Here is a 12,395-nt window from a genome sequence, read left to right as displayed (position 1 = left end):
TTCTGGCTTTTTGTCATCCGTTTTGGGCGATGCGGCACACTATAGAGCAGGCCGCTGCCGCAAAGCCAATATTGCGCCATCGCTTTTCGACTGGCCGACGCCAAGATCGACGAGCAGAGCGGGACGGCTTGCTCCCTGGTATGAGCGTCTTTATCAAGGACGAGCTTTAGAACGCCTTGCCGCCTGTGAGTCGCCAAACGATCATGCTTTTCCGACTGCTCCGCTTCGTTCTGGTCCTGGCGATCGTTGCCTCGGCGCCGCTGTCGCTTGATGCGGTGGCGCAGGGGCTTGACCAGGCTGCCTCCGGGGTGGTCGCCGACCAGCAGAAAATCCTGCAGGACCTGACGACGAGGACCGACAATCTCGAAAAGAAAGTCCAGGAGGACGGTGACGACGACGCCAGCCTCGTCGATATCCGCCTGCAGCTCGAGGAAATGTCGCGAGGTGCGCTGAACAGCGCGCTTGCCTTCCGCCCGCGCCTTTCGGAGATCAACGCAAGGCTCGATCAGCTTGGGGCGCTGCCGGCTGCGGGCCAGCCGCCCGAGCCCGACATCGTGACCAGCGAACGCCAGGCGCTGGCGTCCGAAAAGGCCGAGATCAATGCTGTCATCGCCGCGGCGCAAAATCTGTCGATCCGCATCAGCGGCCTCATCGCCAAGATCGCCAATATGCGCAGCGAGCTGTTTCGCAATCTGCTCACCAAGCACTACGTGCTGTCCGACGCCCTGAGCCCTGAGGTCATTTCCGATGCCAACGGTGAATTTACCGGCTTCTACAAGGCGGTGTCATCGTGGCTGACCTTCGCCTTCAAGTTCAAGTTCCAGGCCGTTCTGGCCGCGACCTTGACGGCACTTTCCCTGGCGGCGGTACTTTTTGTCGGTGGGCGGCGCCTGTTCGGGCGTGTCTTCGAAGCTGACCCTTCCGTCGAGGATCCGTCCTATCTCAGCCGGCTGTCGGTGGCGTTCTGGTCGACATTGCTGCCGACGCTGGCGGTCGGCGTCTTCCTGGTCTCGACCGTGTTCTTTTTCAACTACTACAACGTGTTGCGCGGCGACATTGGCGTTTTCCTGAATGCGGTGGTTGCGGTCATCGCGGTGGTGTTCTGCGTCAACCGGCTGACCAATGCGGCGCTGGAACCGCGGCTGCCGAACTGGCGGCTGATACCTGTTGAATCGGGTCCGGCCCGCTGGCTGGTGCGGCTGACGACCGCTATGGCGGTGGTGATCGGCGTCAACAATTTCCTGTCGGTCGTCAACGACAAGATGGGCTCGCCGCTGTCGCTGACCATCGCCAGAAGTTTTGTCGCCACCATTATCGTCGGCGTCATCCTGATCCTGATGGGGCTGCTGAAACCGTTCAAGGCCGCCGACGGAAGCTGGCGTCCCTGGCCGGCGTGGCTGCGCTACACGGCCGTCGCGCTCGGCGTTTTCACGATCGCCACGGCGCTGCTCGGCTATATCGGCCTCGCCATCTTCGTCTCGCGGCAGGTCGTGGTCACCGGAACCATTCTGGTCACCGCCTATATCGGCTTCCTGTCGGCGCGGGCGATCAGCGAGGAAGGCGGCTTTGCCAACACGTCGATCGGGCGCTGGCTATCGACCAATTCCAGCTATGAGGAGTCCGCGCTCGACCAGCTCGGCCTGGTCGTCAGCGTCGCCATCAACCTGATGATCGTGCTGGTGTTCCTGCCGCTGATCCTGTTGATGTGGGGCTTCCAGCCCGGCGACATCCAGGCCTGGGGCTACAAGCTGGCGACGGGCCTCACCATCGGCTCGGTGACGATCTCTGTGACCGGCATCCTGACCGGCATCATTGTCTTCATTATCGGCTATTTCCTGACGCGCTGGTTCCAGGGCTGGCTCGACGGCTCGGTGATGGCGCGCGGCAAGGTCGATACCGGCGTGCGCAACTCGATCCGGCTGGCGGTCGGCTATGCCGGCGTGGCGCTCGCAGCACTCGTCGGCGTCTCGGCGGCGGGGATCGATCTCTCCAATCTGGCGCTTGTCGCGGGCGCCCTGTCGCTCGGTATCGGCTTTGGCCTGCAAAATGTCGTCTCCAACTTCGTCTCCGGTCTGATCCTTTTGGCCGAGCGGCCGTTCAAGGTCGGCGACTGGATCGTCGCCGGTGAGATCAGCGGCACGGTCAAGAAGATCAGCGTGCGCGCTACCGAGATCGAGACGTTCCAGCGGCAGTCGGTGATCCTGCCCAATTCAAACCTGATCAACAATGCCGTCGGCAACTGGACGCACCGCAACAAGCTCGGTCGCATCGACATCAAGGTCGGCGTCGCCTACGGCAGCGACGTCAAGCAGGCCCATGCTGTCCTTTTGGAGATTGCGCGCGGCCATCCGCTGGTGCTGAAAAATCCGGAACCCTTCGTGCTGTTCACCAATTTCGGGCCGGCCGCTCTCGAATTCGAAATCCGCGTGTTCCTGGCCGACGTGATGAACGGCAACATCGTGCAGAACGACATCCGGTTTGCCGTCCTCGATGAGTTCGCCGACCAGCATATCGAAATTCCATCGGCGCCGCGCGCCGTCGTCGAGAAGAAGAAGCATGAGGCGTGGCCGATCGATGACGATCAGATCGAGGCCGAATTCGCCGAGCAGGAACGCGCGGCTGCTGAAGCCGCGGCCGAGACGAAACGCCTGGCTAGATCCGGGCGCAAGACCCGCAAGCCGGATCCCGATTGAAGGCTGAGATCCAAGCAAAAGCGTGGAAGGCGGATCACCCTAGAAGTTTATGTGATCGAGTTGATCTGACGGATAGGTTCTTGAGAGGTGATGCCGGTTCTGCTCGTCGGTGTATCCGAGGAGCTTTCCCGATAGCCATTCCAACTGCGGGCACCAGGCGTCGCGGTGTAGAAGCTCGAGAAGCAGCGAAAAGGCTTCCACTCTCCATGCTTCGCCCTCGCGGGCGTAGAAATAATAGTCGATGTTGAGCCGGGTTCCTCCCGGTCCTTTTGCTTCGAAAGCTCGGAGATGCTCGGACAGCGTTCCATTTGCAACATGGGTCGCGAAGTCCTGATTGGCCAATGCATCGGATTTTTCAAAGCCGTCCACGCGCTCGTGGGCGAACATCGCAAAGGGCTTGGCCCCAGCAAGCATCATCTCCAGTTCACGGTTGGTGTGCGGCGGGTATGGATAAGGCTTTTTGCCATTCATCTATTTCACTTCCCAACACTGCTGTGGAACGACACGGCGCTTCGGCTGAACGTTCCGAAAACCAATTGCGGCATGAATGCGGCATTCAGTTGCTGTTCAGCTTGCATCTCATATAAGCTCACATGCAAAGGGCGAGAATGCCTTGCGAAATGCAACAGAGGCGGTGGAAACACCGATATTGCAAATGTGGAAGTCTCTCGTCGCCGCCATCGCTTTTCTTGCCGTGGGCGGTTCAGCCTTCGCCGCCAGCGCGACCAACAAGGACGCCGAGACCCGCACACTGGTCGTGACCGAAGGCGGTGGCAAGACGGAGCTGGCGCTGGCCGCCGGCGAAACCGCGGAATTCTGCCCGACCGGCTGTTTCGTTACCATGCCGAATGGCGACCTCGAGGCGCTGACCGGTTCGGAAACGATCGAAATCTCAGGCGGCGTCGCCCGTATCAAGTAACCGCGTCAAAAAACATTGACGACTTGTTTTTCGAAGGCCGGGCAAATGCCCGGCTTTTATGGTTTTGGATCATCGAAACTTAACGATTCCCGCTCCGCCGGCGTCCTGTCTACGGCATTGGTGCTCGGGGTGCTGGCCCACGACACCCGCATCTACTTTCCCAATCTGATCCCGCCGTTCCTGCTGCTCGCCGGTCCCTTCATGGCGCTGTGGGCGAGCATCAAAGGGCATCGCGCCGCAGTGTTGCACATCGTTCCAAAAAATGGATCATGAGTTCCGTTCCCAGCCTGGCGCGCATCATTTTCCTTTGAAGCGCCGATCTCAACCACCAGTGCCGCGCCTCCTTTTGGACGCGCAAAGGACGCTGTAGAATTTTTTCTGCGCATGATCCTAGCGAAAATCGGTTCCGATTTTTCGGGGTCATGCGCCGGGGTCGCGCCGCACCTGCAGCGTGTCGCAAACAGGCGGTAGCACGATGGCCGTCGCCTGCATATTGTGCGCCGATCAACCGGGGCGCCTGGCGCCCGCAGCAGCACTTTTGGAGTCGCGGGCAATGGCAGGGTTTCCGGAAAAGGCGAAGGTCGTCATCGTCGGGCTGGGCGGCATTGTCGGTGCATCGGTCGCCCACCACCTGATCGAGCGCGGATGGGACGACCTCGTCGGCATCGACAAATCAGGCATCCCGACCGATATCGGCTCGACGGCGCACGCCTCCGACTTCTGCTACACGACCAGCCATGATTTCCTGTCCTGCTGGACGACGCTCTACTCCATCGATTTCTACGAAAAGATGGGCCATTACGCCCGCATCGGCGGCCTTGAGGTCGCCCGCGTTGGCGATGACGCCCGCATGGAGGAGATCAAGCGCAAGATCGCCTCGGCAAAGGCTTTCGGCACGCGTGCCCGCCTGATCGAACCGGCCGAGATCAAGCAGAAGTTCCCGCTGATCGAAGAAGAGATGGTGCAGGGCGGCCTCTGGGATCCCGATGCCGGTCTCGTCATCCCGCGCTCGCAAACGGTCGCCGGCAAGCTGGTCGACCAGGCGGAAGCCTCCGGCAAACTCAAATCCTTCGCCAACACGCCGGCTAGGTCACTTATCGTCGAGAACGGTCGCATCAAGGGCGTGGTGACCGATCGCGGCACAATCGAAGCCGACTACGTGATTGTTTGCGCGGGTATCTGGGGCCGGTTGATCGCGGAAATGGTGGGCGAGGACCTGCCGGTGATGCCGATCGACCATCCGCTCACCTTCTTCGGGCCGTATACCGAGTTCGCCGGGACCGGCAAGGAGATCGGCTGGCCGCTGCTGCGCGACCAGGGCAACTCGGCTTACATGCGCGACACCGGCGATCCCAAGACCGCCGAAGGCGGGCAGATCGAGTGGGGCTACTACGAAGAGACCAATCCGCGCCTTTGCCATCCGCGCGACCTTCTGGAGAAGGACCAGGCCCGTCTTTCGCCCTCGCAGCGCGACCTCGACATGGAACAGATCCTCGCCCCGCTCGAGCGGGCCATGGAGTTGACGCCGATCCTGGGCGAACTGGGCTACAATGAGAGCCATTCCTTCAACGGGCTTCTGCAGGTGACGGCAGATGGCGGCCCCTCCATGGGCGAGAGCCAAAAGGTGCGGGGCCTCTGGTATGCCGTCGCGATCTGGGTCAAGGACGGCCCCGGCATGGGCAAGCTCATTGCCGACTGGATGACGGACGGCCGGACGTCGATCGACCACCACGCCATCGACTATTCGCGCTTCTATCCGCACCAGACGCAAGAGCAGTTCATCTGGGACCGCTGCACCGAAACGGCGATGAAGGTCTACAATCCAGCCGTCCATCCGCGCGAGCCCTTCTCCAAGGCCCGCGACGTGCGCCGCTCGCCTTTCTGGGAGCGCGAGAAGCAACTCGGCGGCTATTTCATGGAGCTCGGCGGCTGGGAGCGCGCCCATGGCTATGCCGCCAACGAGCACCTCCTCGAAAAATACGGCAACCGGGTGCCGTTACGCGAAAACGAGTGGGACAACCGCCATTTCTGGCGCGTCTCCAATGCCGAGCATCTCGCAATGAGCGAGGATTGCGGCATCGTCAATCTATCGCATTTCGCGATGTACGATGTGGAAGGCCCGGATCATGTCGCGCTGATGGAATGGCTGTGCGCGGCCAAGATCGGCGGCGACGGCAATATCGGCAAAGGCATCTACACCCATTTCCTCGACGATCACGGCATGGTGCGCGCCGACCTGACGGTCATCCGCATGGCCGACCGCTGCCGGGTCATCGACGGCGCAGATGCCGGCCCGCGCGACTTCCAGTACATGCGGCGGACGGCAGAAGACAAAGGGTTCGACGTCACCATCACCGATGTGACCGAGAAGTACGTCACCGTCGGCATCTGGGGCCCAAACGCCCGGGCAACATTGAGCAAGGTCGTGGAAGACCCGGATGGCCTGACGCCAGAGAACTTTGCCTTTGCGGCAATCAAGCCTGTCAGGATCGCCGGAAAGGACGTGACCGCTTTCCGCATCTCCTATGTCGGCGAGCAGGGCTGGGAACTGCATATGCGATACGAAGACGGCCTGGCCGTATGGGACGCGTTGCGTTCGACCGGCGTGATGGCTTTTGGCGTCGAGACCTATGCCAACACTCGTCGCATGGAGAAGAGCCTGCGCTTGCAGAATGCCGACCTTCTGACCGAGTACAATCTGCTGGAGGCCGATCTTGCCCGCCCGAAGGTCAAGGAGGCTGATTTCAGCGGCAAGGCAAAGCATCTGGAATATCGCGCCCGCGCGCATCAGCCGGCCATGCTTTGCACGCTTGTCATGACGGATAATGTCGATTCCAGGGGCGTTGCCCGTTATCCCGTCGGCACGATGCCGGTGATGGACCCGCAAACGGGTGAGACGCTGGTCGACGAACTCGGCCGCCGGTCTTTCACGACCTCGATCGCCTACGGCCCGACCATCGGCAAGAACATTGCCCTCGCCTATCTGCCCTGGGCGTATTGCCAGGAGGGCCGCAAGCTGACTGTCGAATATTTCGGAGAGAAATACCCGGTCGAAGTGGCCGCCGTCGGCTACAGGCCGCTCTACGACCCGGAGAACCTCAACCCACGCAGCTGAGCGTCGGTTGTCTAGCGATCCCCACAAGAGGGTAAGGTGCGGACTCGCAAAAATGTGAACGCAAAGACTTGAAGCGCGTTGCGTCTGAAGGGATTCATGCGACGCGCTTTAAGTCCTTGTTTTTATGCATGTCGTTATCCCAAAGCCGCTGCGCACTTTTGGGCGACATGCATTAGCCCGGCGCTGGGCTTTTCGCTTTGTGGCACGACGATTCTCGCTTACCTTGCGGCATGTCTGCTTTTGCCCGCGCAAGACATCTCCTTTCAGGCGCCGCCGCGCTGGCGCTGACGCTCGGGCTGGCGCCGGAATCCCGCGCCGCCGAACCCGTCGACATCGAACTGGTGCTGGCGGTCGACGTTTCGCTCTCGATGTCGCCGGCCGAACTCGAAATCCAGCGTCGCGGCTATGTCGCGGCGCTGACGCACGACACGGTGCTGCAGGCCATCGCCGATGGCGCCCATGGCAAGATTGCCGTCACCTATGTCGAATGGGCCGGCACGACCTGGCAGCATGTCATCGTGCCGTGGACGGTAATCGCCAATCGTGCCGACGCCGAGCGGGTGGTCGAGCAACTCTCCGCCCATATGCCCAACAGCGCCCGGCGCACCTCGATTTCCGGTGCCTTGCAATTCGGCAGCGATCTCTTCGCCGAAAGCGGCTTTCAAGGCGTCAAGCGCGTCATCGACATTTCGGGCGATGGCCCCAACAATCAAGGTGCTCCCGTCGACATCACCCGTGACGGGCTGGTCAAGCAAGGCATCACCATCAACGGCCTGCCGCTGATGACCCGGAGCGGCTTCACCAGCGTCTACGACGTCAACTATCTCGACCGCTACTACACCGACTGCGTCATCGGTGGGCCCGGCGCGTTCATGATCCCGGTCAATGAGTGGACGCAGTTTCCCGAAGCGATCCGCCGCAAGCTGGTGCTCGAGCTTGCCGGGCCTGACTCACCGCGATGGGCGGCGGAAGAAGCGGCGCATCCGCCGGTCGTGCTGGCGCAAGACAAGCCGGCCACCGACTGCCTGGTCGGCGAGAAAATGTGGCGCGACCGAAGCTGGATGTTCGACATCCGCTAGAGCTGGCGAGCATTCCCCGCCGGCGGCCACACATTCAAGATGTTGCTTGTTTACGCGACCAGCAATTGCTTGCGGTCGACGCGCTCCTGCTGCGGTGAGCGCGCATAGAGCTCGCGGTAGCATTTGGAGAAATGCGAGGCGGAGACGAAGCCGCAAGCGACCGCCACTTCGACCACCGGCATCGATGACTGGATCAGCAAGTGCCGGGCCCGGTCGAGGCGGATCTCCAGATAATAGCGGGCAGGGGATCGTCCCATCTCGGTGCGGAACAGGCGCTCGATCTGCCGGCGCGACAGGTCGACATGATCGGCGATCTCGATCAGCGACAGCGGCTCGGACAGGTTTGCCTCCATCAATTCTATGATGGTCAGCACCTTGGAGTTCTGCACGCCAAGGCGTGCGCGCAGCGGCAGGCGCTGGCGATCGGTCGGGCTGCGTACGCGGTCAGTCAAAACCTGCTCGCAGACCCGGTTGACGAGGTTGTCGTCGAAATCGTCGCCGATCAGCTTCAGCATCATATCGAGCGCCGCGGTGCCGCCGGCGCAGGTGTAGATGTTCTGGTCGATCTCGAAGAGGTCGGCAAAGACATTGGCCTTCGGGAACGCCTCGGAAAAGCCCGGCAGGTTCTCCCAATGAATGGCGCAGCGCTTGTTGGACAGCAGGCCCGCGGCGGCCAGTATATGTGCGCCAGTGCACAGGCCGCCGATGGCGACGCCGCGGTTGTATTCCTCGCGCAGCCAGGCGAAGGTCGATCTGTTCTGGTAGCGCTCGACATTGATGCCGCTGCAGACGACCGCCATGTTCGGCCGTTCGGGGCCGGACATCTTCTTGCGTTCGTCCTCCAGCGAGGTGTTGACGGCGCATTCGACGCCGTTAGAGGCGCGCACCGGCTTGCCGTCGATGCTGGCGAGCCGCCAGCGGTAGGCCTCGTAGCCGAGCATCCGGTTGGCCGAGCGCAACGGATCGAGCGCCGTTGCAAAGGCGATCATGGTGAAATCGGGGACCAGGAAGAATACAAACGATCGCCTGATCGGATGATTTACGACGTTCACAGGGTAGCCCTCACGCTGCAATGGCGCGAACAGGATGTCGCGATCAGCATAGCGACATCAGGAAAAACCTTTCCTGTCAATTGGCTAGGCTGCAACGGAAAGACTTTATTTGCGACATGGGTCGCAAATGGGCAATCGCTATGCGGTGACCGACCCAACATGCTGCCGGATTGAGCAGATATGCCGCATGTGGTTGGCGTATGAAAAAATGCGCCGCCTCGGCAAACCGAAGCGGCGCTGTGATCGACTTCGAAGCAGCAGGGAGCGCCGCTTGCGAACTTGTCAGATCAGGCGACGAAGCCGAGCCGCGCGGCGGCCACGGCGCCGGTCTGGCCAGGCATGGTGTTGGCAAGGCGCTGGCGCTCGAGCGCGGTCGTCAGGTTCATTTCACGGCGAGCAAAAAGGCGGGCAAAAAGCTTCATGATCATCTCCATTCGGTTGCTCAGACGGGTCGCCTTCGCTTGATGGAGTGGGGCAGCTCGTTGGCTGGCGCTGATATAGGCTTACGTAAGGGGAAACTAGATCGCAAAAGCGAAGCACTTGACATGAAAAGCGACACGGAATGCGACAAATTTTGGCAACTGCCAAGATTTGTGATCACTTACAAGGCGTTAGCTCGAAATGTGGGCTGCTATGCAGCCTGCTCATATGCGACATGCAGCGGTGACATGGCTCAAAAAACATTTGATTACAAATAAAAAGGCCTGCCGGACATGATCTGCGCGGCAGGCCTTCAGCTTTGAATACACACGATCTATTTTGCTCCACCAGCCCAGGATCCAACGCCATAGCGAGTGCCGGTCTTGGTGTCGGCGGCTTCGGGCCAGCCGATATCCTTCTGCAGTTCGATCGGCAGAGAGCGGATGGCGCGTTCGGTCTGGTAGCGGGCGCGGGCCGCGCTGAATTCGGTCGCGATGCGGCCAATGGATGACAGGATGGACATTTTCATTCTCCTTTACGTTGAGCCGGGAGTTTGCCGGTCGCTCCACATACGAAGCGCTACTTCAGGTTTGTTTCAGCTTCATTTCGTGTCGATTGCAGATCCGTGTCATCGGCCGTTTCAAGGCGCTTTCGATACGTCTGCCTTCGATGGAGTTGACTATCCTCCCAAAGTGATGTTCAATCAAACGAAATGGAATGATAGTTTGCATCAGAAAAATTGAAGGTCAATCCCAATGAACGCCCCACTCAATCATCCGTTGCCGCTGCTCGATCTCGACGTCTTGCGCACCTTCGTGGCGATCGCCGAGACCGGCAGTTTCACCACCGCGGCCAATGCCGTCTTCCGCACACCTTCGGCCGTTTCCATGCAGATCAAGAAGCTTGAGGACATTCTTGGCCGTTCAGTGTTCGCGCGCGACGCGCGCTCGGTGACGCTGACCACGGATGGCGAGATGCTGCTCGGCTACGCTCGTCGGCTGTTGTCGATCAACCGCGAGGTGGTGTCGAAGTTCATCATCCCCGACATTGTCGGGGTGGTGCGGCTCGGCTCGCCGGACGATTATGGCGAGCGCGTGCTGCCGCATGTGCTGAAACGTTTTGCGCAGTCGCATCCCTCGATCGCGGTCGACGTCACCATCGACCAGAGCAGCAATCTGCGCCGGCGCATGGACGACCGCGCGCTCGACATCACGCTGCTCACTAATTCCTACAAGACCAGCGCGCTCGGCGCCGAAGTGCTGCTCACCGAACCGATCGTCTGGGCCGGCGCCAAGGGCGGCTGCGCGCATCTGCGCGAGCCGCTACCGGTCTCCTTGTGGGAAGAGGGCTGCGCCTGGCGGGCCGGGGCACTCGAGGCGCTCGGCCGTGAGGGCCGCAACTATCGCGTCGCCTACATGAGCGCGCACACGGCCGGCCAGCGCGCCGCGATCATGTCCGACCTCGCGGTGGCGCCGCTGCCGAAATCGTTCCTTGGCAGCGACATGGTTGAGCTTTGCCCGAAGGACGGCATGCCGGATATCGGCACCTACAATCTGGCCATGGTCGTGGCGCCGGACGCCAGCGCGCCAGTGAAGGCCGTCGCCGACCATATCCGCGCGACCTTCGAAGTGTTCAGGGAAACCGGCAAGTTCTGACTTAGCTATAACCTCAAGGGCGCAGCCAGGTCGTGAGCGGTCACGTCTTTACCTGCTGCTTGCAGCGCCAATTCGCCGGCTTTGGCGTGATAGCTTTCGCTGTCGCTGGTCAAGAACGTCACGATGCTGTCCCGCGCGCGCCGCGCCTCTGGCATGTCGATCAGCGGCCAGACATGGAACATGCCCTGCTCGTGGACGACCTCTATCTCGACACCGGCGGCACCGGCCTTTTGCGCGAAGATCAGGTTGTCAGGGGTTAGCATATCGCGCGAACCGGTCAGAAGCAGCGTTTTCGGCAACACCGAGAGGTCGCCGTAAAGCGGGCTGATGCGCCAGTCGCTGGGATTTATGCCGGCGCTGTAAAGCCGGATCGCCTCGAGGCCACCCGGAATGCCCAGCCAGGGATCGTTGCGTTCCGCCTCGAATACTTCGGGGTTGGCGAGCGACATGTCGAGGCCTGGCGAAATCAGCACATGGCGCGACGGCAAGGGCAGGGCTTCCTCCGCGGCCATCATGGTCAGCACCACGGCCATGTTGCCGCCGGCGGAATCGCCCATGAAGACGATGTCCTGCGCTTCCGTTTCGTCGAGCATCTGACGGTAGACCTCGCCGACCATGCCGAACATGGCGTGGAAATCGTGTTCGGGAGCAATGGGGTAGATCGGCACGGTGATGCCGAAGCCCAGCCGGTCGGCCATATCGGCGATCAGCCCCCAATGATAGGACGTGATTTGAAAGACATAGGCACCGCCATGTAGGTAGAGGATACGCTTTCGCTCGCCGGCCTTGGGCGCGATTTCGTAGACGGGAAAGCCGTCAACGCTGCGCGTCGTGATGTCGAAACGTGATCGCAGCGAGGCGGGCGGCTGATGGTTCTCCGTCTTGCGCGCATAGGCGATCCAGCGCTGCAGGTTTTCCGGGCTGGAAAAGGCTTTCTTGCGGCTATACCTGAGCACGAAGGAAACGACGTGGCTTTTGATACTGGGCATGCGGACACACGGACTTCGGCTGAGCCGACTAAGAGAACCCCTCGCTATCGAAGATCGTGCCTTCGCCCAGAATGTCAAGATTTGCGCGGTTTCAACACGGTTGTGTGATCCAGCCATAAGCAAAGACCGGCGGTGGTCATTGCCCATGTGCTGCCGCAACGCTCATCGCGGGGGCAGCAGTGCGGCGCGCAGCCGACGGTCGCTTGCTACGGAGCCGCATGACGGCTCCGGCGCTTGGCCAGTCGCTTAAATTTGTCAGCGAAGGTCATCAGCGCGCTGAACCGAGAAGCAGGGCCGACAAGGTGGCCTGCGGGTCGTTGCGCGGCGACACGGGCCAGCCGATGTCCCTCTGAATTTCGGGCGGCAGGCTGTTCATGGCCCGGACCGACTTGTTCCTGTTGTGTGCATGCTTGATGGCCATACCATAGCGGCCGAGGCTTTCGAACATCGACATCTTCATCTCCCTTGGAGTG

12 protein-coding genes are annotated in these 12,395 nt (G+C 61.1%); 7 read left to right on the top strand and 5 right to left on the bottom strand.

The window, feature by feature from the left end; translation table 11 throughout:
* Positions 1-203: 203 nt before the first annotated feature.
* Positions 204-2,693 carry a mechanosensitive ion channel family protein gene (locus BQ8482_RS35805; protein WP_123151822.1) on the top strand — a complete coding sequence of 830 codons (2,490 nt, stop codon included), beginning with the start codon at positions 204-206 and terminating at the stop codon, positions 2,691-2,693.
* 39 nt (positions 2,694-2,732) lie between these two features.
* On the opposite strand, the gene BQ8482_RS35800 is transcribed toward BQ8482_RS35805, so the two are convergent.
* On the bottom strand, positions 2,733-3,164 hold the full coding sequence (locus BQ8482_RS35800; RefSeq protein ID WP_123151821.1) for a hypothetical protein: 432 nt from the start codon (positions 3,162-3,164) through the stop codon (positions 2,733-2,735).
* A 184-nt stretch (positions 3,165-3,348) separates the two neighbouring features.
* Between BQ8482_RS35800 and BQ8482_RS35795 the strand changes: the two genes are divergently transcribed.
* The 4 genes from BQ8482_RS35795 (at position 3,349) to BQ8482_RS35780 (ending at position 7,806) form a co-directional block, all read left to right on the top strand.
* On the top strand, positions 3,349-3,612 hold the full coding sequence (locus tag BQ8482_RS35795) for a hypothetical protein (protein ID WP_023798910.1): 264 nt from the start codon (positions 3,349-3,351) through the stop codon (positions 3,610-3,612).
* A gap of 45 nt (positions 3,613-3,657) precedes the next feature.
* Positions 3,658-3,885: a hypothetical protein gene (locus BQ8482_RS35790; RefSeq protein WP_342211012.1), complete on the top strand. Its 228-nt coding sequence runs from the start codon at positions 3,658-3,660 to the stop codon at positions 3,883-3,885.
* A gap of 280 nt (positions 3,886-4,165) precedes the next feature.
* Positions 4,166-6,727 (top strand): GcvT family protein, encoded by a 2,562-nt coding sequence (locus BQ8482_RS35785; RefSeq protein ID WP_123151820.1) that lies wholly within the window; start codon positions 4,166-4,168, stop codon positions 6,725-6,727.
* A 230-nt stretch (positions 6,728-6,957) separates the two neighbouring features.
* On the top strand, positions 6,958-7,806 hold the full coding sequence (locus BQ8482_RS35780; protein ID WP_123151819.1) for a DUF1194 domain-containing protein: 849 nt from the start codon (positions 6,958-6,960) through the stop codon (positions 7,804-7,806).
* A 50-nt stretch (positions 7,807-7,856) separates the two neighbouring features.
* Here the strand turns inward: BQ8482_RS35780 and BQ8482_RS35775 are convergent, their stop codons facing one another.
* Positions 7,857-8,858, bottom strand: a complete 1,002-nt coding sequence (locus BQ8482_RS35775; RefSeq protein WP_123151818.1) for a GlxA family transcriptional regulator — start codon at positions 8,856-8,858, stop codon at positions 7,857-7,859.
* Positions 8,859-9,097: 239 nt separating this feature from the next.
* Here BQ8482_RS35775 and BQ8482_RS38560 point away from each other — a divergent pair, with 239 nt between their 5' ends.
* Positions 9,098-9,556 carry a hypothetical protein gene (locus BQ8482_RS38560; protein WP_165848847.1) on the top strand — a complete coding sequence of 153 codons (459 nt, stop codon included), beginning with the start codon at positions 9,098-9,100 and terminating at the stop codon, positions 9,554-9,556.
* A 56-nt stretch (positions 9,557-9,612) separates the two neighbouring features.
* Here BQ8482_RS38560 and BQ8482_RS35765 read toward each other — a convergent pair whose 3' ends face one another.
* Positions 9,613-9,801, bottom strand: a complete 189-nt coding sequence (locus tag BQ8482_RS35765) for a hypothetical protein (RefSeq protein WP_029351950.1) — start codon at positions 9,799-9,801, stop codon at positions 9,613-9,615.
* A gap of 232 nt (positions 9,802-10,033) precedes the next feature.
* Here BQ8482_RS35765 and BQ8482_RS35760 point away from each other — a divergent pair, with 232 nt between their 5' ends.
* Positions 10,034-10,933: a LysR substrate-binding domain-containing protein gene (locus BQ8482_RS35760; protein ID WP_029351948.1), complete on the top strand. Its 900-nt coding sequence runs from the start codon at positions 10,034-10,036 to the stop codon at positions 10,931-10,933.
* A 5-nt stretch (positions 10,934-10,938) separates the two neighbouring features.
* Here BQ8482_RS35760 and BQ8482_RS35755 read toward each other — a convergent pair whose 3' ends face one another.
* Together BQ8482_RS35755 and BQ8482_RS35750 are read right to left on the bottom strand one after the other, a co-directional pair.
* Positions 10,939-11,922 carry an alpha/beta hydrolase fold domain-containing protein gene (locus BQ8482_RS35755; RefSeq protein ID WP_123151817.1) on the bottom strand — a complete coding sequence of 328 codons (984 nt, stop codon included), beginning with the start codon at positions 11,920-11,922 and terminating at the stop codon, positions 10,939-10,941.
* A gap of 268 nt (positions 11,923-12,190) precedes the next feature.
* Positions 12,191-12,376 carry a hypothetical protein gene (locus tag BQ8482_RS35750; protein ID WP_123152081.1) on the bottom strand — a complete coding sequence of 62 codons (186 nt, stop codon included), beginning with the start codon at positions 12,374-12,376 and terminating at the stop codon, positions 12,191-12,193.
* Positions 12,377-12,395 lie beyond the last annotated feature (19 nt).

Source organism: Mesorhizobium delmotii, from assembly GCF_900149755.1.
Lineage (GTDB): Bacteria > Pseudomonadota > Alphaproteobacteria > Rhizobiales > Rhizobiaceae > Mesorhizobium > Mesorhizobium delmotii.
Note: the sequence above shows the minus strand (reverse complement) of the source record. Positions and strands in the feature narration are given on the sequence as shown.